The following is a 21956-nucleotide window of genomic DNA, read 5'->3' on the forward strand; positions in this document are numbered from 1 at the left end:
CTTGCTGTTACATGACGCGCTTGAACATTTTCTCCAAATCGTACGGGGAGAAGGAGACGACAATCGGTCGTCCGTGCGGGCAGGTATACGGCTGCCGGCATTCGGCCAAACGCCGGATCAGCGTCATGGCCTCCTGCTCGGTCAGCTTCTGGTTCGCTTTAATCGAGGCTTTGCAGGAGCACATGATCGAGGAAGCTTCCCTTAGCTTGGCAATATCGATGTGCCGCTCGTTCAGCACCCACTCGGCCATTTCCTCGATCAACGCTTTCTCATCGCCTTTCGGGAACCAGAACGGATGGGAACGGACCAGGAAGGTGTTCCCTCCGAAAAATTCCATGTATACGCCGGCCTTCTCGAACCAATGCAAGCGTTCCTTCACCTTCTCCGTTTCCGAAGGCGTGAACTCCAGCGTTATCGGCAGCAGCAGCTCTTGCGAGGCATCCGCAGGCTTGCCGAATTGCTCATAGTAGTATTCGTAGTTAATGCGCTCATGAGCCGCGTGCTGGTCGATCAGATACAGGCCGGTCTCATTTTGCGCGATAATATAGGTTCCATGATGCTGCCCGATATAGGTTAGCTGCGGAAACGGCGGAATGTCCGGAGCCGGGCCCGATGCCGCCGCCATCCATTCCTTCGTGACGGCCGGCACATTGGCCGATCTGCGATCCGCCGCACGGTCCTCATAGCTTGGCTTCGAAGGATACGCGGCCGCCGCAGCCGTTTCCCTCATCTGCGGCTGCTGTGCAGTCCATTCCTTGTAGTCTCCGGAAGAGCCCGTTACGGATTCTTGCAGCGAATCCGGTCTCGGCGCCGTCTCCCGCCGGAATTCACGCCCAGAAGATTCACCCGGGGGCTTGCCGCCCAAGCCGTCTTGAGGGATCTCCGCACGCTCCCCGCGAGCCGGCGCTCCATAGGATGGAGCAGGAAAATTCAGCTGCTCCTGGATAAAAGCGTTATCGCTCTTGCCGATCGTTTGCTTAGCCGGGCGCGGAATGAGGATCTCCTGCCGGAGCACATTCCGAACCGCTTCTTCTATGAACGAGAACAGCTCCGGCTCCTTGCTGAAGCGGACCTCCAGCTTGGACGGATGGACGTTTACGTCGATTAGCGACGGGTGCATCGACAGCTGAAGCACGACGAGCGGGTACCGGTTGATCGGCAGGAGCGTATGGTATCCCTTCAGCACCGCCTGCATCAGACCGTAGTTTCGAATATATCGTCCATTGACGATCAAGGACATGCCGTTCCGGTTGGCTCTGGTAAAATCAGGGCGGCTAATATACCCCTGAAGAGTATAGTCCATATTCTCCGCTTCGATTTTCATCATCGCTTTCGCGGATTGCGTGCCGTAAATGGCCGCGATGACCTGCAAAGCATCTCCGTTTCCGAGCGTCTGCAGGAGAGTGTTGCCGTTATGGCGCAGCGTGAACGCGATATCCGGTCTCGACAGCGCCAAGCGGTACATATAATCGGAAATATGGCCCAGCTCCGTTTGAATCGTCTTCATATATTTCAGCCTTGCCGGCGTGTTGTAAAACAATTCCCTGACAAGGAAATCCGTCCCTTTAGGCGCAGCGGTCTCTTCGTTCACACGCAGGTTGCCGCCCTCGATTTCGATTTTACGCCCGCGGCCGTCCTGTTCATTCGACGTCACGACGCGCACCTTGGACACCGCCGCGATCGAAGGGAGCGCTTCGCCCCGAAATCCGAGGCTGATGATCTGGAACAGATCTCGCCCCTCGGCAATCTTGCTCGTCGCATGCCGGTAGAAGGCGGTCTCGCAATCGTCGGGATCGATGCCGGAGCCGTTATCCGTTACGCGGATGCTGTCCAGGCCGCCTTCCTCGACGGCCACGTCGATTCTCGTGCTGCCGGCATCGATCGCGTTCTCCACAAGCTCCTTCACCACGGAGGCAGGCCGTTCAACCACCTCACCGGCTGCAATCTGGTTCGCAATATGCTCGTCCAATACGCGAATTTTTCCCATGATCCCCTACCTCCGTTTCCTTGCTGTATTTAAATGCAATTTCGTCTTATAAACTGCAGGCTCAATTACCATTACTTACTTCGTGAACAAAACTTCTGTAATTACAGCGCAGCTTTCACTAGAATGTGACTACAATGTGACTACAATGTAGCTAAGATTGCAAAACAGCTTTGGGTCACAATGGAGCTCTGTGCAGCTGCTAATACTTTGAGCCTCAATGCAAATCAGCTTTGAATCACAATGCAGACTGGTTACGATTGCGATTCGGCTAATCACCGCTACATATCCTTCGCCTTCATCTTCAGATCATTTAATAGCTGCATCGCTTGCAGCGGCGTCATATTCATCAGGTCTGCACCCTTCACCGCTTCGATGAGCGCCCGAACGGACGGATCCTGCGAAGCGGAGGCGCCTGCCTCCTCAAAAGCCGCTTTCTCCTTGCCGATTGCGGCATTTTGCGGCTCTCTGACAGCCTCATCGTCAAAAATCGAGAGCTGAATCACCTCTCCGGTTCTGCCGTTTTCGCGGCTCTCAAGGCTTTCTGATCCTGCCCTCGCCAATGGCTCAGCTGCCTCCACCGCTTCCCTGACAACGTCATGCTGTCGCGTGTTGGCATAACCTCCTACAGTGCCTCCTTGTGCTGATTCGATACGCTGGAGCGCAGCGCCATGCTCGGAAGCGACAGCGGCCAAGGAAGCCTGCTCCAAGCCCTGCAGCAGTCCGTAGGCACGATCGATGATGCTGCCCGGAAGACCTGCCAGCCGTGCGCAGTATATGCCGTAGCTGCTGTCGGCGGCGCCAGGAATCAGCTTGCGCAGAAAATGCACCTTGTCCCCGCTTTCCTGAACGGCCATCGAATAGTTGCTAAGCCCCTTAAGGCTTTCCTGCAGATGGGCCAGCTCATGGAAATGCGTCGACACAAGCGCCTTACAGCCGATATGGTCATGCACATATTCGATCACGGCTTGGGCGATCGCCATCCCCTCGCTCGTGGAGGTTCCCCGTCCCAGCTCGTCAATAATGATGAGGCTTCGGGGCGTCGCCTTCTCGGTCATGACCTGAATATCGGCCATCTCCACCATGAAGGTGCTCTGGCCTCCGATCAGATCGTCAGCGGCCCCGATCCGGGTAAAGATGCGGTCAACCAGCGGAATGACAGCGCGCTCCGCCGGCACGAAGCAGCCGATCTGGGCCAGAATCGACAGCAGCGCAACCTGGCGCATATACGTGCTTTTTCCCGCCATGTTCGGACCGGTGATCAGCAGGATGGAAGAACCCTCCTTGCGCAGCTCCGTTCCATTGGCGATAAATGCCGAATCCTTCATCACCGCCTCCACCACCGGGTGGCGTCCGCCTTCGACGATATAATCATAGCCATCGCTCAGCTCCGGCTTCACGAACCGGTGCTCCGCACTGACCGCAGCCAGCGACTGATACACATCCATCTCAGCGATTCTTTCGGCCAGCTTCTGCAATCTGGACACCTGCATATTCAGCTTGTCCCGCAGCTCGGTGAACAGAGCATATTCGAGATCGACCATCTTCTCCTGCGCTTCAAGGATCAGTCCTTCCTTCTCCTTAAGCTCAGGCGTGACGAACCGCTCGGCATTCGCCAGCGTCTGCTTGCGCTCATAACGGCCTTCCGGCAATGAGGACAAATTGGATTTCGTGACCTCAATATAATAGCCGAACACTTTGTTGTAGCCGATCTTAAGCGACTTAATCCCCGTTGCGGCGCGCTCCCTCGCTTCAAGCTCCGCGATCCAGCGTTTGCCGTTCGTGCTCGCTTCCCGCAGCTCGTCGAGCCGCTCATGGTAACCGGGCTTAATGATTCCCCCGTCCCGCACCGAAACCGGCGGTTCATCCACGATGGCATCCTCGATAAGCTGATACAATTCCTCGCATGTATCGGTCTCCTCCGCCAATCGGCGAAGCGTACTGGAGGTTGACTGCGCACACAGCTCCTTCAGCGCCGGGACTTGCCGCAGCGACAGCTTCAGCGCATTCAGATCGCGGCCGTTGGCGCTGCCGAATGCGATCCGGCCTACCAAACGCTCGAGATCATAAATTTCCTTCAGCGCCATCCGCAAATCTTCACGCAGTATGTACTGGTTGTACAAATGCTCAACAGCCTCTAGCCGCTCCTCGATCCGCGCACGGGACAAGAGCGGCTTATCGATCCAGCGGCGAAGCAGCCTCGCTCCCATCGACGTCTCGGTTTGATCCAGAAGCCACAGCAGCGAGCCTTTCTTCGACCGCTCCCGCACCGTTTCGACCAGCTCCAGATTGCGTCTGGTGAACGGATCCAGAACCATGAATTGCCCCGGTTCATAGGAATCGATCTGGGTCAGCTGGCCGAGCGAACGCTTCTGGGTTTCGCTTAGGTACGAGATCAAGAGAGAGATGCACGCTCTTCGCTCCTCCTCAAGTCGGGCCCAGGCAGCCTCGCCGAATTGCGATTTGACCAGACCGTCCTCCCGGCGTTCCCATGCCGTATGCACCACGTTGCGGCTGCCGGGAAGCGCCTGGGAAGCAATGATCTCAAGCAGCTTGGCATCCCCGATAATTTCGGACGGCTCGTAAATATTGATCTCATCCCTCAGCCATTCCTCGGAGAACGGCACCGAGGTGACGTACAGCTCCCCGGTCGACAGATCGCATGCGGCAAGAGACAGAAGACCTCCCGCCTCCGTTACACACACCATATAGTTGTTGGATTTATCGCTAACCGCCTTGCCTTCCATGATCGTTCCCGGCGTGACGACCCGGACGATCTCCCGGCGGACCATGCCCTTCGTGACGGATGCATCCTCCATCTGCTCGCATATAGCCACTTTGTAGCCTTTTTCGATCAAACGCTGAATATAGCCTTCTGCCGAATGATAAGGCACGCCGCACATCGGAATCTTCTCGGCGCCTCCGCCCTCGCGGCCGGTCAGCGTAATTTCCAGCTCCTTGGCAGCCAAAATCGCATCATCAAAAAACATTTCATAGAAATCGCCCAGACGGAAAAAAAGAAACGCATCCTGCGCTTGTTCCTTCACTTTCAAATATTGCTCGATCATCGGCGTATATTTAGCCATGACTTACCTCCATGCCGTTTATAGCTGAACTCTATTATAACAGAAATGCATCCTTTGTCTCACGGCATCGAAGGAATATTCCAAAGCGGCCGGATATCCCTGCTCTCATCCCACGTCCGGCCGCTTTCGATATACGACAGCGCCTTTTCGATTTCGAAGGCAAACTGCGGGTATTCCGGCAGCGCTGACAGATCCCGGTGCCAGCCGGGAACACATTCCCTGAGCACGGCCTTGTCGCCTTCATAGTACGCGCGGTGGTACCGCTCGGCATTCAGCGGCCTGGCAGGCAGCAGGTCGCTGTATTTGGCCGCCAAGTATGCGATCGCTAGCGAAAACTTGGTCACGAAGGGCGAGATCAGGAAGCTGGGGAGCGTCCGGTATTCGAATCCGCCGTACGGCTGGCGGCGAAAATCGCCCAGAAATCCGTAGCGCGGCCTGCGCTGCCGTCCCTGCGGGTCTTCCAGTAGAGCCAGCGGCAGTGCCAAATAATTATCGAGCACTTGTAGAAGCGATATATTCAGCGGCACGCCGCTGAAGTGGATATGGCCGCCGAGCGGAAAATCCCTATAAGGCAATGCCCCCGCCCGCCACGACAGCGTCCGGTCCGTTATGAGGGCATACGCTTCACGCATCGCCCGCTGCAGCTCGCGAATCAGCTCCTTCGGCTGCGCCTTGGGATCAGGCCGCAGCTCTGCCAGCGGGTAAATGACTTCTCCGCGAAACCGTACGGCATCACTGCCGGCCAGACCCCCGCGCTGCATAAACTCCGATGCGTGGACGATCTCCCCGTTATCCTTCATCAGAATAAATTCGGGGTCCATTCCGAGCAGCAGATTCCCCTCTCCCGCCTCCGTACCTCCCAAGCTCTGGCGATTGTACCGTCCTGCTGGAGCAGCCTTGGCGCTCATAACGGCCCCGCCGGGAGATCCATGGAGCCGAATTTCCTCCACTACATATCTGCGGCCGGGCCGAGCCGCGATAACGACTTCCCCTTCCTCGGCACCCAATGTGTACAGCGAACGCACGGCAGCCTTCTCCAGCCTCCGGTGAAGGCCGTCGGCATATCCTCCGCTGCCATGCTCCGGCTCATGGCGCGTGCTGCCGCCTCCGGTCTGATCATGCCTTATCCATTCGGCCGTCAGCTCCCGTACGCGCACCGAGTATCTGGCCGCATAGCCGGCTGCCGGCTCGTGCCTTGCGGTAAGCCGGCACGGTATGCCGGCTCTCGACAATCTAGCCGCAGCGCGCGCTGCAGCAGAGCCGTCAAGAACGGCAAATCCGCGTTGTTCCCCTGCTGTTCCCATGGTCAGCGCCATATTAGCCGGCCTCCTCAAAAATAAAATAAAAAAGAGGGCATCCGCCCTCCGCAAAGCTGCTTTCACCGCATATGCTGGATTATAAGCTTCCCTGATGGAGGGTTAACTTACAATTCATCTTCCAGACCTTCATAGTCCAGGTCTTCGTAATCGTCGTCTCCGTCTCCCAGGACGTAGTCGAACTCTTTGTCTTCATAGTCGCCGTGATGGTGGCTGCACACTTTGACGACCACCTTCGTCTCGGCAACAAGCTCTACCGCGAACTCTCTCTCTACCCGTAGAATGACACTCGTGCCATTGGAGGATACGCTAGCTTCCACACAACTCGGCTCCTGTGTCGCTTCCGCCGACACTTCAACCGTTGAAGCACGATGCTTCGGATCCAGATAGGAGAGAGGTACGCGTTCTACATAAGATACCGTCTCTTTAGCCACGTCGGTCTGCGAATTTTTGTCATAGGAATACCAGATGTTCACATCGTAAGTACCAATAACCTCAATTCCGTCTCCGGCGGCAACCGCCTCGTATTGATGGTTTATAATCCAAGCCCCCAAAATACTGGTCGGATTATTAGGCGGAGTCACGGTATGTGTTACGGTAGAGAACTTACGACCCTTGCCGCAGATCGCCTTCGTGATGATTTCTCTACATTGGTGTTTATGACTCAATGACATCTTCGAACCTCCTCCTTACACTCATTCCATACATGTGTATGCACGACATGGGCGAATGTTGAATGAAGTGGTCCAAATAAATTCGGATGATGCCAAAAAAATTGAAAGAAACGTTCAGAATTATCGCATTCAGCCTGCGGAACCCGCATGCTTCTGCGGTTTTTTGGCAGTAGGGGCCTTGTATTTCTTTGAAATATTCAAGTAATAAGCAAGCTCGCGGCACAGCTGGAGAATCGCCGACCGGACCTCGAACTCCTCCCTCGTGGCCGGCAGCTCCATCTTCTTGAAACGTTCCTCCAGCTCATTAAGCAAAGCTTCCGATTTGCCGGTATATCCCTCGGATATGACATCCTTGCTTAATTGCTCGAATACCTCGGCAGCGAGAATCCCGTGCGGCAGCCTCTCGTATACCTGAGAGATTTGATGCATCATGCTCTGGATATTCTCCATCTGTTCCTTTCTCATATAAAAATAGATGTTCCACGCTCCGTCCGGATGGATCATCTGGTTCTCCGATGCCCGTTTCGCCTCCTCAATCCCCCGGTCGATCTGACGGTTGGCCTCGATCATTTCCTTTCCGTCCCAGATATGCTCCGGATCTCTTAAAGTCAGGGAGAAATGACTGAAGATCACGGAAAACAGCCCGTCCACCTTACGCCGGATGTCCATCATGGTTCCTTCGCTATTGGGCATGTACACCAGATTCACAAGCATCGCGGAGCCGAGGCCGATCACGAGCAGCGCAACCTGAGTGAGCATAATGTCCGGCGCAATCTCTTCTCCCTGGAACACCCGGAACACAACAACCGAGCTGGTGACGATGCCTTCCTTGAAATTCGCCCTCGATATGAGAGGAAAGGCGAGCAGTATGTATAGCGCCAGTACCCAATAATGGAACCCGAGCAGATAGAATAAAATACAAGCCAGCGCCAGCCCCAGCAGCGACGCAAAGAAACGCGACGAGATGGAGATAACGCTGCGCTTGCGGGTGACGTCGACGCCAAGGATCGCAAGAAGACCGGCGGACGTAGCCCCCGGTATATTGAAAGCATCGGTTATTAGGATGGCAAGCAGACTTGCCACAGCGGTTTTAATGACACGAAATCCCATGAAAATCAAAAGCCCCCAAGCGTGGATAATCAAGTTCAATCTTGTTCCATCCTAGCTTATTTTCATGTCATTCACAACCGGCTTCAGCCTCTGCCGTGGAAGCGAGTCTTTGAACGTGATGCTACCTGTGGGCCAGCAGCTTTCTTTCAATATATACGACGATTTGGTACATCGCCGTTGCCACGACTGCAATAATGAGGAGACTCGACAGCACGAGCGTGAAGTTGAATACCTGAAATCCGTACATAATCAAATATCCAAGCCCGGATTTGGCAACCAGGAACTCACCTACGATCACGCCAACCCAGGCCATGCCCACATTTACCTTCAAGGTCGATACGATAGCCGGATAGGAAGCAGGCAGAATGACGCGCTGGAATACTTGCCGCTTCGTGCCGCCGAAGGTGCGGACAACCTTGATCAGATTGGAGTCCACCTCATTAAAGCTGTTGTATACAACGAGTGTCGTCACAATCACCGTGATCGACAGCGTCGTCACGACAATCGCCGTAAATCCCGCGCCAAACATGACGATGAATATCGGCCCCAGCGCCACCTTCGGCATACTGTTGAATACAACCATGTAAGGATCGAGCACCTTGTTCAAGAAAGGCGACCACCAGATGATGACCGCAAGCAGGGTGCCGACCAGGGTCCCGAGAAGAAATCCGACAACGGTCTCTCCGACGGTAATCCCCAGATGACCCCACAGCTCCCCGGTCACGATGTTATCCCAAATATTCGAGAAGATTTTGGTAGGATAACTGAAGAGGAGGACGTCGATCCACTTCATTCTGCCCGCCGCCTCCCACCACGCGAAGAACAGGAGCAGCAAGCTGAGCTGGACGGTGAGCACCCGGCTCTGGATGCTGCGCTTTTTCCTTCTATGCTTATCATAAATATCCTGGAGCCAGCGGTTTGAAGAAGAAGCCGGCTCTTTCCGCTCTCGATTGGTTGTCAATGGCTTCACTCCTTCCCGATTCGCTGCATTTCGCCCCATATTTCATGAAATAATTCATTAAACCCCGGTTCCTTGCGGGCATAAAACGGCTGTACAGCCCTTATGTTCTCCGGCACTGCGAACATGCGGTGAATGCGTCCCGGATTGCGGTTCAGCAGGACGACCCGGTCGCTCATGGCGATCGCTTCGGACAAGTCATGGGTTACCAGGATCGCGGTTTTTCCCCGCTCCCTCAGCGTCTCGACAATCAGGTCCTCCAGCTGCAGCTTGGTCTGATAATCCAGCGCGGAGAAAGGCTCGTCGAGCAGCAGCAGCCCCGGATCCGTCGCCAGCGTACGCACCAGGGCTACCCGCTGTCTCATGCCTCCCGACAGCTGGGCCGGGTACAATGGACCGCTGCCCGCAAGCCCCATCTCCTTCAGCAGGCTTTGCACCTCGCTCCGGCTGTCCGGATTCAGACGCTCCGTCAATTCCAATCCGATCAAGGCGTTGTCCATGATGGTCCGCCACGGGAATAAGTAATCCTGCTGAAGCATATAGCCGACTTCCGGCGACGGGCCGCTGACCTGCTTGCCGTTGACGATCGCCGTTCCTTTCGTAGGCTGGAGCAGACCGGCAATGACGGACAATATCGTTGTCTTGCCGCAGCCGCTCGGCCCGACCAAGCTGACGAACTCGCCCGGCTCGACGCTCAAATCAATTCCTTCCACAGCCAGAGAGGCTTCCCGATCCGTCACGTATACATGCGTGATATCGTTCAGTTCTACTACCGGTACCATGGTGCACTCTCCTTTCATTCCATGGATGGGAGATGAAACGCTACTTTGCCTGTTTGGCCTTCTCAGCAAAGTTGTTGTTGACGATTTTGTCAGGTGCGACCCGCTCCTTCAGCTCCCCCGCCTGTTCCATGACGTCAAGCAGATTGTTCCATTCGGCTTCATCCACGATCGGATCCGTCGCAAAGCTGCCCTGCTCCTTATAACGCTTCACAGACGAGACGACGATATCCCGGTCGCTGTCCTTGAAATACGGCATGATTGCATCGGCGATGTCCTCCGGACTGTTTGCGTCCACCCACTGCTGGGCTTTATATAGAGCATTCGTAAATTTTTGCACTGTAGCCTCATGGTTATCGATGTAGCTTTGCTTGGTCATGAACACGGTGTACGGCAAGTTTCCGCTCTCGACGCCGAAGGATGCCACCACCTTGCCGCGCCCTTCTTTCTCGAATATCGAGGCTTGCGGCTCAAACAGCTGCACGTATTCCCCTGTCCCCGAGGCATAAGCCGAGGCGATGTTTGCAAAATCAATATTCTGAATCAGCTCCAGATCGGCATGGGGATCGATGCCTTTTTTCTTCAGCGTAAATTCTCCGGCCATCTGCGGCATCCCGCCTTTGCGCTGGCCGAGGAACACGCTCCCCTTCAGCTGATCCCAATCAAATTCGCCGCCTTCGTTCCGCGCCATGAGAAACGTGCCGTCCGTCTGCGTCACCTGCCCGAAGTTGATCACCGGATCCTCCGAGCCCTGCTGATACACATAAATGGAAGTTTCCGACCCGACAAGCGCAACGTCGATGGCCCCCGACAGGAGCGCCGTCATCGTTTTATCGCCGCCGGGAGTCGTCTGCAGCTCGACATCAAGCCCCTCTTCCTTGAAAAAACCTTTCTCCAGTGCGACATACTGCGGAGCATAGAAAATCGAGCGCGTGACTTCGCCCACCTTGACCTTCGTTGCCGAGCCGCTGCCGCCTCCGCATCCTGCCAGCGCTGCGGCACACACAAGCAGCAGGCTTGCCGCCAGCGCCCGCCATATTCGACGCTTCATGCTACCCCTCCATTCCCTTAACCTACCGTTTCATTTCAGCATATGCACCCACTCGCCCAATGGTTAACTAGCCATCATAGAGGTGGAAGGACCGCAATCGTGCTCTTTCACCATAAAAAAAACGGCGGTGCTGGGACATCATCCCTATGCACCGCCGCTTCTTATCATGCTTCATTCAATTCATCCGTACCGTACCGTCAACGCTCATTTCTTCGGGAACCGTGATACGGCTTCTTGTTTATGATGAGATTAAAGCTTATAAATCTCTTTATATTTTGCCTCCAAATAGTCGGCCAAGTAGTCCGGATTCAGTTCTTCACCGGTTACACGCAAAATAATTTCCGAAGGGGTCTCCGTTTTTCCAAACCGGTAGACTTTCTCCGTCAGCCATTCCTTGATCGGCGCCAAATTTCCTTGCTCGATCAGCTCATCGAGATTCGGCATTTCCTTGCGGAGCGTATGCAGCATTTGCGCTGCGTACATATTGCCGAGCGAGTACGAAGCGAAATAACCGAAATCCCCGCCGGACCAATGCACATCCTGAAGGACGCCGAGTCCGTCATTCGGAGGCATGATGCCAAGATACTCCTTGTACTTCGAATTCCATACTTCCGGAAGCTCCTTCACGGAAAGCCCTTCGTTAAAGAGCTGCTTCTCGATCTCATAACGGATAATGATATGGAGATTATAAGTCAGCTCATCGGCCTCGATCCGGATCAGGGAGTTCTCGACTTTATTGACGGCCAGATAGAAATCCTCCAACGAAACATCCTTCAGCTGTTCAGGGAAATGCTGCTGAAGATCGCCGAAGTATCGGCGCCAGAACGGCCGGCTGCGACCGATCATGTTTTCCCATAAGCGCGACTGGGACTCGTGGATGCCCATCGATGCCCCTGAAGACAGCGGCGTGCCCGCCAAGCTCTTGTCGATGTTTTGCTCGTACAAGGCGTGACCGCCTTCATGCAGGGAGCTGAACACCGCGCTTAGAACGTCATCCTGCAAATAATGGGTCGTGATCCGGACATCGCCGGGATTGAGTCCGGTAGCGAACGGATGGACGCTCTCATCAAGCCGGCCGGCCTCAAAGTCATATCCCATCTGCCCAAGCAGGAACCTGCTGAATTTATCCTGCTGGCCGATATCGAACAGCTGCTTCAGAAAGCCGGTCTCCGGTTTGAAGGACGATTCCGAAACCGCATGCACAAGCGGCACAAGCCGAGCTTTAAGCCGGTCAAAGATCGCGTCCACTTTCTCCACCGTCAAATCCGGCTCATACATATCCAGAAGCGTGTCATATCGGGTGCTTTTCACTCCCCAATAGTCGATAAACTCCTGCTTGAATGCCACGATCTTCGTTAAGTATGGTTCGAATCCGGCGAAATCGCTGTTCTTCTTGGCTTCCTCCCACTTCGTCTCCGACTGTGAGGCAAGAATGGAGTACTCCTTAAAGCGTTCCGGCGGAATCGATTTGTTCTGCTCATAGAGCTTGCGTATCTCTGCTACCATGCGGCGTTGGCGTTCGTCCAGCTGCCCCTCGTGCTTCGGATCCGCAAAAAACTGCAGAAACTGTCCCATCTCCTCCGAGACCTGCAGTTTAAAAGCTTCCGTCGATAATATGCCGATCGTCTCCGAGCGGATGTCCGTGCCTTTGCGCGGGGCGCCTGTCCGCAGATCCCAATGAAGTACCCCGAGCGCTTCATAATAGCTCATGATTTTGCGTACCAATTGCTGAAACTGCTCCCATTGCTGAGATACCTGCACTTCCATAATCAGCTCACCTGCTCTTTTAAATTTTTTTGGATTGGATTCATAACTACTCTATTGATGATACGTTCTGCTAGGTATATAATCAACTTTCAGAAACAGCAAAATCAGATGCTGCATAGAGGGAGGCCTAGAACTGTGATCATCCAACTATCCCCTGAGGCCGACCTGAAGCTGAAGGAAATGCTCGGGAGCAGGCCTGGGGCCGTGAGACTGATCTATGATACCGAGGGCTGCGGATGTGCCGTTAACGGCGTCCCGGGACTGCAGGTCGTGGACGGTGCTGCCGACGGCGATACCGTGATTCAAACAAACGCCTCGATCCCTCTGGTCATTCATGGCAAGCAGGAGGTTTTTTTCGAGGAAGAGCTTAAGCTGGACTTGCACGCCGGCACCGCTAGTTTTCGTCTCACAAGCCGCAATCAGACGTATGGAACAAATATCATAGCAACCGACACCCGTGTTTAAACCTAACTCTTAGATACAGAAGGAGAGATACCCTATGGAAAAACATTTGGACCGCATTCTGGAGCATAACCGCAGCTTTGTAGAGAAGAAAGAGTATGAGCCTTACCTGACCGACCGCTTCCCTGATAAGAAGCTCGTCGTTGTAACCTGTATGGATACAAGACTGGTTGAGCTGCTTCCGAAAGCAATGAATTTCAAGAACGGCGATGTCAAAATCATAAAGAACGCCGGTGCCATCATCTCCCAGCCATTCGGCAGCGTCATGCGAAGCGTGCTGGTCGCGCTGTATGAGCTTCAAGCTGAGGAAGTGATCATCGTCGGTCACCATGACTGCGGCATGGCTGCGCTGGATGCTGACGTCATGATCTCCCATATGAAGGAGCGCGGCATTTCGGACGAAGTACTCTCCACCCTTGAAAATTCAGGCATTCGGCTCACGAAATGGCTTCGCGGCTTCGATAACGTAACCGAGGGCGTGCGGAACACCGTTAGTCTTATCAAGAACCACCCGCTGCTGCCAAAAAGCGTGGCGGTACACGGCATGGTCATCGACCCGAACACCGGGGCTTTGGATCTTGTTGTCGATGGTTACGAGGGCAAATAAAGCAATAAAAGTCAATTCCAAGCACAAACGCATGCTGCGTTTGTGCTTTTTTAGTCACAATTTTACCAAAAACCATCACGTAACCCCTCTCCCCTGTTGTCAAACCATACAGTTTCAGTGTACACTTTTTATCAATCGGACCCCTAGTCAATGAACATCATTGCCTTGTGTCCACGATATGCGTTTCAAAGGGAGTTATGTCCATGAATACGTTGTCATACGGCTTGTTAGGGTTGCTCGCCAGAAGAGAGTCGTCGGGGTATGACCTCATGCTTCGGATCCAACCGTTTTGGCAGGCCAAGCACAGTCAAATCTATCCTCTGCTTGCCAGTATGGAAGAGAAGCAGCTGCTATCCTCGCATTGGGTTCAGCAGACCGACAAACCGGACAAGAAGATTTATGCGATTACGGAGAAAGGCATGCAAAAGCTGCGCGAATGGATGTACCAGCCCATTGCGCCTGCCGTCACCAAGGATGAGCTTTCTCTGCGCACCTTCTGCCTGTGGCTAACCGAGATCGGCATCGCGATTGATATCTACGAGGACCGCAGAAGCAGTTATTTAGAGAAGAAGCGTTACTTCGAGCAGATTCTGGCCGGGATCCCCGAGGATACCCGGGAAATCGGAAGCAAAGCGTTCAGCAATTACATTTTGGCAACCAAAGGCCTGATGATGGCCGAAACGGAGCTGAAATGGTGCGACTGGGTGCTTGGCTTGCTGAAGGAGCATCAGCGTACAGCGGCAGCGAAGCATGGTGAATAATTTTTTGAAACCTTATCGTGACCCGTCCGTATTACGAATTATTCTCTAATTTTAATTACCGGGAGGTACGACAGTACAAGATGAAAAAAGTACTTACGATTCTAGTTGCGTTTACCCTGTTCTTTGTAGCGCTAGCGCCGGTCGATTCCGTAGACGCCCGCAGAGGCGGCGGTTTCAAATCCGGACCGAAGTCCTACTCGAACACCCCGAAAAAGAACGATAGCAACGTGCAGCAATCCAACAGCACGAGCAACTCGAATAAATCCGGGACTACTGCAGGAAATACAGCAAACCGCGGATTCTTCAGCGGCGGCAGCTTGATGAAAGGCCTGATGATCGGCGGTCTGGCAGGGCTCCTGTTCGGCAGCATGTTCGCAGGCATGGGCTTCATGGGCGAGATTATGGGCTTGCTGATTAACCTCATTGCGATTTGGGCGCTCATCATGGTGATCATGATGGTTGTACGCGCCGTGAGAAACCGCCGCAAGCCGGCTGTCGAGCATCATCGTAATGATGATGACCGTTACAACAATAACAACAATAGGTACTAAGCCATGATTCTTAGCATGGACGAAATCGTCAATGCGGTCTGCCTGCATCAGGCGGAGCGCAGAGGCGTGAAACCGACGGACGTGTCGCTTGAGCTGAGCTGGGATGAGGATACCGGATATACGGCGGAAGTATGGGTAAACGGAAGAACGCAGTATTTGATCGAAGCGAACCTGATCGAAGCCATCCTCCGTTATCTGCACTCCGAATATAACATTCGTGCATACAGCGAACAGGTCAGACTGGAGCTGGAAGACGAAATTATCGCCATCGTGCAGCAATAGCATAGCCTTAACATTCATTCAACCCAAACTGCCCTTCGCTCTTTAGCGGAGCGGCAGTTTTTTATAACGGGAGGTTAGTCATGTTTCCGATCCTCGAAACGGAAGCGCATTGATCGACAACGAAGTTCCCATGCCTTGCTCAACCGTTTAGGCTTTGAGAAGGAAGGCCTCCTTCGGAAGTACATCCATCAGAACGGGAAGTCCTACGATACCTATGTTTACTCCCTTATCCATTGGTCACAATTCTGAAATTTCATTTTCATGGATTCGTAACCCAATCCCTCCTCTCTTCCACTACGATAAACATAGATTTTGTTTAAAGAAGATCACTTATGGTAATGTCATGTTACAAGGAGAGGATACATCATGAACAACGAACAGCGTATTTCAAAAGCCGTCATCGCGCTTACGGTGGCAGGGACCGTCGGTTTGGCGGGGCTTGGATTCACTCCGGCCGTTTTTTCCGCGCCACATGCCGAGGCAGCCGGGCACACCGAGGCAGCCGCTGCCGACAGCTATGCAGCCAAGGAAGCGTTAAAGACGCTGAACAGCTTCTATAAACCCGCTTTGAAAGGCCAGTTTCCCGGCGTGGTCGGCCGACTGACCGTTGGCAAGAGCACCCGTCAGGACGTGATCAACACGATCGGAGAACCTTCCATTTCGCGCAAGCATGCAGATGATTTTGATCTATATAGCGCGAATATGGGTAATCCCGGTTACGCAATTTCATATAAGCTGAACAAGATTCGGGAGATTCGTTATTTCGGCACGAATGTGGAACGGCAAACGAATATCGGCGGCATTACGATGAAGATGCTGAAGCAGAACTGGTATGCCCCAGCGTCCACCACGACGTTCAAGAACGGCGGTATCACGCAGACCAAGCTCACTTATCATCGGGGTGCGTACAAGCTGGAGTTCATCTTTAACAGCAGCACGGATTTGGATCATATCAATTTGTTGAAAAAATAACGCCCTCCCCCAGCGGCTCTCGTAACGCTTTTGTCTTCTGCCGACCGACGAAATGCTAAGAAACCCGGCTCTTCCATGGTGAAGGGCCGGGTTATTGTGATGGTTCGCATACCAGAGATCTTACTGGACAACGTGGCCGTATCCGAATACGCTTAAGAATGATGAACCATGAATCGAGGTGCTCCTATTCAATGGATACTAAACCTGTCGAGCCGAAAGACGAGGCTGGCGTCGATCAGACGACCTGTCCGATTTGCCGGCAGCCCAATCAGTGCGCATACGCAGCGAAGCTCCCGGATGCAAATGAATGCTGGTGTATGAGGGAGAGCTTTCCGGATCGCGTCTTGAATAGCGTTCCCGCGGAATACACTGGAAGGACCTGCATCTGTAAATCCTGTCTTCAAGCAATCAAAGCAGAAACCTCGCCGCAGCTTCCCGGATCCACGCCATGCTGTCCGTAAGCTGCCTCAAGCCTGACGCCAGCATCGGGACCTGCTCTTGCAGCACCGCGGCACTATCCGTGCCTTCATGGTACCGGCTCATGAAGTGGAGAAATACATCCACCATACGCAGCCGGATTAACACCGGGATCGCCTCAATCTCTTCCGGACTCAAGCGGATCCGGCTCCCGAATCCTTGGCAGAATCGGCTGATGGCCTCCCGCTCCTCCTCGAATCCAAGGAATCCGGAGATCGCCACCGCCGGCTCCATCACCCGGACATCCCGGGTGCAAAATTCAAAGTCCAGCAGCGCCGTAACCTTCTCGGGCTGACGGGGATCGACCAGCAAATTGGAGAAATTGAGGTCCCCGTGGACCAGCTGCTGCGGGAGCTTCCTCAGCTCTCCGAGTCTGCCGCAGATGTCGTCGTACGCATCAAGTAACCGCAGAAGCTCCTGGTGCAGATCGCGAAATGCCGGTTCCGGCTGCAAACAGAACGCCTCGATCGTTTCCCTCGTGCAAGCGGGATAGGACCGGAGCAGTTCATAATACGGCCGGTATGCGGGAGGACGGGGTATGTCAATCCGCCCCAATGCTTTCAATAGCTCTCCCGTCTTCTCCCCGAAGGAATAAGCCGCTTGGAGGCTGTTCCCTTCCGGTCGCTCTCCTTCAAGGAATCCAAACACCACCGCATATCGTTGGCTTCCGTCCGGGAGCTGCACGATCCGTTCCCCTGCTGCCGAGGGGATCGGCATCGGCGTGTCAAAGGAGAGCTTGCTCTGCCGCAGTGACTCCAGCACGGCAAGCTCGAATTCGATTTTGTCTTTGTCGCGGTGGGTGTTATAGATGCGCAGCACGCAGCCGCGGTCTGCTTGATGGATGAAACGCGTCGTATTGTTCCAGCCGCCCGCGCCTTGACTGACCGTCCCGACCCACTCCGGCCAAAACTGTTGGATCAAACGTTCAATCATCACATGAGATTCTTGCCTAATCTTTGAAAACACCCTTCACATTCCTTTCCTCCGGTGCTTACGTGAAAGCAGGCTTCTGCCCGGCAAATTGAATGACATGGGACAAGCCTTGATGCAGCGCTCCTTCGCTGCGATGAACCTCTCCCATAAAAAAATGAATGATTCTCCAATCCGCAAAGCTCCGCAAAAAATCCTCTGGCTCATACAGCATGTCCATCTCCTGCGGACCGCCGCTTTGATACGGAATCTGGTTCATCGAATACACTTCGGTTATGAAATACCCCCCCGGCTTCACCGCTTCTTTAACGCCGCGAAGGGTTCGCAGGCGCAGCGCCTTCGGAAAATGTCCGAATATGCACACGATCTGATCCCATTGATCCGGCGTCCACGCCGCATCCTCCAGATCCTGAAGACGGGCAGCAATCTTAACGCCCTTCTCCTTCGCAAGCTTATTCGCTTTGTTCAGCCCCGCTTCTGCGTAATCCCACACGGTTACATCGTGACCTTGCTCGGCCAGATATACCGCATTTCGACCTTCCCCTTCTGCAATCGCAAGTGTCTGGCCGGTTAATGAAAGCCGGCTCTGCATGTCGACCACAAAAGCGTTCGGCTCCGTTCCGTATACATATTCCTCTCCTTGGAAACGCTCGTTCCACGGATTCATCTCCTGCCACCCGCCTTCTTATTAGGATTCCATCGCTCTCATCTTGCCGCTTCAATGAAGGACTGCTCCCATCATATCCAAATTAGGAGCAAACCCTGCAGCTGCATCGGGTCATTTAGCTCGCCTTCCTCAGCGGTAAATCCGTTATTGCCATTATACTAAGATACAGCGGAGCTACAATATATCGAGCCAAATTTTAATAGCTGTCGCCAAAATGAGAATGGCCAAGATCAACTGCAGCACACGCGTATTCATTCGCTTTCCGGCGGAAGCGCCAAGCGGGGAAGCGATCAGGCTGGCAATGACCATAATGGCGGCCGGGCCGTAATCGACCTGCCCTGTCGCAAGCTTGCCTGCCGTTGACCCGATGGAGGAGATGAAGGTGATTGCGAGCGAAGTGGCAATCGTCATCCGCGTCGGAATTTTCAGGACGACCAGCATCAACGGCACGAGCAAAAACGCGCCTGCCGCCCCGACGATCCCTGCGCCGATACCGACCGCAAGCGCCAGTCCGGCTGCAAGCCATTTGTTGAACGTCACCTGATCCAGCGGAATTTCGTCCACTCCCCTCTTGGGGATCAGCATCATGACGGCAGCAAGCAATGCCAATATGCCGTACATGATATTGATGAAACTTTCGCTCATAAGGTTGGAACCGAAGCCTCCAATTAGGCTGCCAAGTAAAATCGCCGAACCCATATACAAGATTAAGGTTTTATTCAAATACCCGCCCTTCCGGTAAGCCCACACGCCCCCGATCGTGGCAAAAAACACCTGTACAGCACTAATGCCGGATACTTCGTGCGCCGTGAATGCCGCAAAGCCGAATAATGGCGGAATATACAGCAGCATCGGGTATTTGATGATGGAACCGCCGATGCCTACCATGCCCGAAATATAGGAACCGATAAAACCGATAAGGAATATCGCCAAGATGTAAGTTACAGTCCATTCCATGTTCTTGCCCCCTTGATTCTTTAAAAAAGGGAACCGTCATCCGGTTCCCTTTTCGCTTTTGCAATCAGGCATGACCGTTTACACGGTCATATTTCCATGCCCTTATTACCGAACCGCGCATCGGTTCGGCCCAATCTCCATGTCCCGCTGCTGCTCCGCATTCGGCTGCATCATTCCCATATTGGTCTGCCGGATCTCCAAGTAGGCGTTCGGCTGCTGCGGCAGGCTCTTCGTGACCAGCAATCTGAATTCCTCCTCATCCCGGATGTTCAGACCATGGTTTTCTTCAAACAGCTCGCCAAGCTTCTTCGCTACAGTCCCATCCGCGTTCAGCTCGTCCATGATCATGAAGTGAGCCGGCAGCACGACTAGCTCCCCGGACAGCTCCTTATATATGGAGTACAGCGTCTTCCTCAAATCTCCCGCCCAATCCTCCGCATGTCCAGCAAGGTCCGGACGGCCGATCGAATCGATGAACAGGATATCTCCGGTCAGCAAATATTGATCATCGATTAGGAATGAGGTAGAACCAGCCGTATGACCAGGGGTATGGAGCGCTTCGATCCGGATCACGCTGCTCCCAAGCAGAATCTCGTCTCCGTCTTCGAGCGGCTCATACTTGAATGCCGCCTCTCCGGCGTCCTTTGCAGGCAGCCAGTACTTTGCGCCTGCAGCCTCGGCGATGGCTCGCCCGCCCGAAATATGATCGGCATGCAGATGCGTATCCAAGACGTGCTTGATCTGCACATTCATTTTTGCAGCGAAATCAGTATATACCTCGGTCATCCGTGTCGCGTCGAACAAAGCGGCTTCATGGCCGGACACCAACATGTACGACAGGCACCCTTTGCCGATCCGAACGAACTGGTACAATTCGCCGCCTTCCTTCAAATCTCCGATTTTAAGCGGCATGAGAAGCTCGCTCCATCCTTTCATGCCTCCCTTCAAGTAAGCAGCGTTCCGTCCCTGCTCGGCCAGCAATTCGGCGACCATAACGGACGAGCCTTCCTTGGCGCAAACGACCACAATCTCTTCTTCTGCCGGAAGTTGCTCCAATATTTCCTCCACCCCGTCGATCAGCTCGTAATACGGAATGTTGAGATGCTTGAATCGTTCGCCCTCGATCTTCCAATCTGCAAAATCGGCGGGGTTGCGAACATCAAGAATGAATAACGGCTTCTTGCGAATTGCCTTCTCTGCCGCTTCCTGCGGAAGCATAGCTCTAATTGCCATCCTGTATCTTCCTCTCTATTGTTAGGTTTGGTTATTCATCAAGTTCCTCTATCGTTTTTGAATACCGAGGTGCGAGCTACCATTCCCGTCACTTATACCGGTTACTTCATCTGCCCATTGTCCAAGCCGGCCGTCTGCCCGCTCCAGCTGCTCATGCCGGGTACGACATTAACGACATGCGTAAAGCCGCTGTCTGCAAGCTTTTTTGAAGCCAAGTCGCTGCGGGCGCCCGACCGGCAGATTACATAGATCCTGTCATCCTTGTTCAGCTCGCCTAAATGGTACTCCAGCTCTCCGAGCGGAATCGAAACCGCGCTTGGAATGTGTCGGAAAGCATATTCGGCTGCCTCCCTCACGTCCAAGACGACAACGGACTCGCCGGAATCCAGCATTTTCTGCAGTTCAGCAGGTTCGCACACATTGGAATACATGAGCTCTCCTCCTTCCTCCTCGGACGATTTGCGAAGATAATGCTGCAGTACGCCATTTTCCTCCATCGTGCCCAAATACTGATGCCCGGCGCTTTCCGCCCAGGCTTTCAAATCGGCCTTGGATCCCGGATCCGTCGCCTCGACCTCGAGCACCTGGCCAGCTTGGAGATCCTTCATCGCTTTCTTCGTACGTACGATCGGCATTGGACATGCCAGCCCCTTCGCGTCCAGCTTCGCATCGGATTGTATTGTAGTCATTAAAGATCTAGCCTCCATTCGGATTTTCATATACCCTTAGGGGTATAATTTCGAATAAAAAAATGTTAATATGCATCTTATTTCATTAGAGAAAAACGGCTTTAATTCTCAGAACACTTTCGCAATTGCCACGGAACCTAATTCATTAAATAAACAAATTTACATTCCCATCCTGGGCATCTCCCAAATAGGCTGCCACTCCCGCGTATTCGATCCCGTCCATCAGCTCTTCCGCCTGCAGGCCGAGAAGATCCATCGTCATCGTGCAAGCAACCAGCTTGACATCCTGCTCCTGCGCCATCTCGATCAGCTGCGGCAGCGGAACCGCATTGTGCTTTTTGATGACATCCTTTATCATTTTAGGTCCCATGCCGGCAAAATTCATTTTCGACAGCCCCATTTTGTTGGCGCCTCTCGGCATCATTTTGGCAAACATTTTCTCCATGAACCCTTTTTTCTTAGGCAGCAGCACATCCTCATCCTTCCGCAGGGCGTTCAGCCCCCAAAAGGTGTGAAAGATGGTCACTTCATGGTCATACGCAGCCGCGCCATTAGCAATGATGTAGGCCGCCATCGCTTTATCATAATCCCCACTGAATAAGATAATGGTCGTTCGCTTCTGTTCGATCACGATATCTCTTCC

22 protein-coding genes are annotated in these 21956 nt (G+C 53.7%); 7 read left to right on the plus strand and 15 right to left on the minus strand.

The window, feature by feature from the left end:
* Positions 1–7: 7 nt before the first annotated feature.
* The 9 genes from mutL to J2Z18_RS09200 all read right to left on the minus strand — a co-directional run bounded on the left by mutL (position 8) and on the right by J2Z18_RS09200 (position 12725).
* On the minus strand, positions 8–1987 hold the full coding sequence (mutL, locus tag J2Z18_RS09160; RefSeq protein WP_007129950.1) for a DNA mismatch repair endonuclease MutL: 1980 nt from the start codon (positions 1985–1987) through the stop codon (positions 8–10).
* A 278-nt stretch (positions 1988–2265) separates the two neighbouring features.
* The gene (mutS, locus tag J2Z18_RS09165) at positions 2266–5070 is read right to left on the minus strand and encodes a DNA mismatch repair protein MutS (protein WP_007129949.1); all 2805 of its coding nucleotides are present in this window, start codon (positions 5068–5070) and stop codon (positions 2266–2268) included.
* Between the two features lie 59 nt (positions 5071–5129).
* Complete coding sequence (locus tag J2Z18_RS09170) at positions 5130–6386, minus strand: putative amidoligase domain-containing protein (RefSeq protein ID WP_007129948.1); 1257 nt, start codon at positions 6384–6386, stop codon at positions 5130–5132.
* A gap of 107 nt (positions 6387–6493) precedes the next feature.
* Positions 6494–7060: an outer spore coat protein CotE gene (locus J2Z18_RS09175; RefSeq protein ID WP_007129947.1), complete on the minus strand. Its 567-nt coding sequence runs from the start codon at positions 7058–7060 to the stop codon at positions 6494–6496.
* Positions 7061–7189: 129 nt separating this feature from the next.
* The gene (locus tag J2Z18_RS09180; RefSeq protein WP_028403553.1) at positions 7190–8170 is read right to left on the minus strand and encodes an aromatic acid exporter family protein; all 981 of its coding nucleotides are present in this window, start codon (positions 8168–8170) and stop codon (positions 7190–7192) included.
* Between the two features lie 121 nt (positions 8171–8291).
* Positions 8292–9071 (minus strand): ABC transporter permease, encoded by a 780-nt coding sequence (locus J2Z18_RS09185; RefSeq protein ID WP_373872050.1) that lies wholly within the window; start codon positions 9069–9071, stop codon positions 8292–8294.
* A gap of 65 nt (positions 9072–9136) precedes the next feature.
* Complete coding sequence (locus J2Z18_RS09190; protein ID WP_007129944.1) at positions 9137–9910, minus strand: ABC transporter ATP-binding protein; 774 nt, start codon at positions 9908–9910, stop codon at positions 9137–9139.
* A 40-nt stretch (positions 9911–9950) separates the two neighbouring features.
* Positions 9951–10958, minus strand: a complete 1008-nt coding sequence (locus J2Z18_RS09195) for an ABC transporter substrate-binding protein (RefSeq protein WP_007129943.1) — start codon at positions 10956–10958, stop codon at positions 9951–9953.
* Positions 10959–11207: 249 nt separating this feature from the next.
* Complete coding sequence (locus tag J2Z18_RS09200; protein WP_007129942.1) at positions 11208–12725, minus strand: carboxypeptidase M32; 1518 nt, start codon at positions 12723–12725, stop codon at positions 11208–11210.
* A 135-nt stretch (positions 12726–12860) separates the two neighbouring features.
* On the opposite strand from J2Z18_RS09200, the gene J2Z18_RS09205 reads away from it, so the two are divergent.
* The 7 genes from J2Z18_RS09205 to J2Z18_RS09235 all read left to right on the plus strand — a co-directional run bounded on the left by J2Z18_RS09205 (position 12861) and on the right by J2Z18_RS09235 (position 16821).
* A complete protein-coding gene (locus J2Z18_RS09205) occupies positions 12861–13190 on the plus strand; it encodes an iron-sulfur cluster biosynthesis family protein (protein ID WP_007129941.1) in 330 nt (109 codons plus the stop codon).
* Positions 13191–13224: 34 nt separating this feature from the next.
* On the plus strand, positions 13225–13794 hold the full coding sequence (locus tag J2Z18_RS09210; RefSeq protein ID WP_007129940.1) for a beta-class carbonic anhydrase: 570 nt from the start codon (positions 13225–13227) through the stop codon (positions 13792–13794).
* A 203-nt stretch (positions 13795–13997) separates the two neighbouring features.
* On the plus strand, positions 13998–14555 hold the full coding sequence (locus J2Z18_RS09215) for a PadR family transcriptional regulator (RefSeq protein WP_007129939.1): 558 nt from the start codon (positions 13998–14000) through the stop codon (positions 14553–14555).
* A gap of 80 nt (positions 14556–14635) precedes the next feature.
* Positions 14636–15106 (plus strand): hypothetical protein, encoded by a 471-nt coding sequence (locus J2Z18_RS09220; protein ID WP_007129938.1) that lies wholly within the window; start codon positions 14636–14638, stop codon positions 15104–15106.
* A gap of 3 nt (positions 15107–15109) precedes the next feature.
* Positions 15110–15388, plus strand: coding sequence for a YxcD family protein (locus J2Z18_RS09225; RefSeq protein ID WP_007129937.1), 279 nt, complete (start codon positions 15110–15112; stop codon positions 15386–15388).
* Between the two features lie 366 nt (positions 15389–15754).
* On the plus strand, positions 15755–16360 hold the full coding sequence (locus J2Z18_RS09230; protein WP_007129936.1) for a YjgB family protein: 606 nt from the start codon (positions 15755–15757) through the stop codon (positions 16358–16360).
* A gap of 191 nt (positions 16361–16551) precedes the next feature.
* Positions 16552–16821 (plus strand): cysteine-rich CWC family protein, encoded by a 270-nt coding sequence (locus tag J2Z18_RS09235; RefSeq protein ID WP_083832617.1) that lies wholly within the window; start codon positions 16552–16554, stop codon positions 16819–16821.
* On the opposite strand, the gene J2Z18_RS09240 is transcribed toward J2Z18_RS09235, so the two are convergent.
* The 6 genes from J2Z18_RS09240 to J2Z18_RS09265 form a co-directional block, all read right to left on the minus strand.
* Positions 16769–17770, minus strand: a complete 1002-nt coding sequence (locus tag J2Z18_RS09240; RefSeq protein WP_040738597.1) for a phosphotransferase — start codon at positions 17768–17770, stop codon at positions 16769–16771. The two genes, J2Z18_RS09235 and J2Z18_RS09240, sit on opposite strands and share 53 nt — an antisense overlap.
* 58 nt (positions 17771–17828) lie before the next feature.
* Entirely contained in the window at positions 17829–18434 is a 606-nt protein-coding gene (locus tag J2Z18_RS09245) for a class I SAM-dependent methyltransferase (RefSeq protein WP_007129934.1), read from the minus strand.
* Positions 18435–18608: 174 nt separating this feature from the next.
* Positions 18609–19391 carry a sulfite exporter TauE/SafE family protein gene (locus J2Z18_RS09250; protein WP_007129933.1) on the minus strand — a complete coding sequence of 261 codons (783 nt, stop codon included), beginning with the start codon at positions 19389–19391 and terminating at the stop codon, positions 18609–18611.
* 105 nt (positions 19392–19496) lie between these two features.
* The gene (locus J2Z18_RS09255; protein WP_007129932.1) at positions 19497–20624 is read right to left on the minus strand and encodes an MBL fold metallo-hydrolase; all 1128 of its coding nucleotides are present in this window, start codon (positions 20622–20624) and stop codon (positions 19497–19499) included.
* 101 nt (positions 20625–20725) lie between these two features.
* A complete protein-coding gene (locus J2Z18_RS09260) occupies positions 20726–21313 on the minus strand; it encodes a sulfurtransferase TusA family protein (RefSeq protein ID WP_007129931.1) in 588 nt (195 codons plus the stop codon).
* A 145-nt stretch (positions 21314–21458) separates the two neighbouring features.
* On the minus strand, positions 21459–21944 hold the full coding sequence (locus J2Z18_RS09265; protein WP_007129930.1) for a DsrE/DsrF/DrsH-like family protein: 486 nt from the start codon (positions 21942–21944) through the stop codon (positions 21459–21461).
* Between the last annotated feature and the right edge of the window lie 12 nt (positions 21945–21956).

Origin of the sequence: Paenibacillus lactis, from assembly GCF_017873605.1 — a bacterium.
GTDB lineage: Bacteria > Bacillota > Bacilli > Paenibacillales > Paenibacillaceae > Paenibacillus_AQ > Paenibacillus_AQ lactis.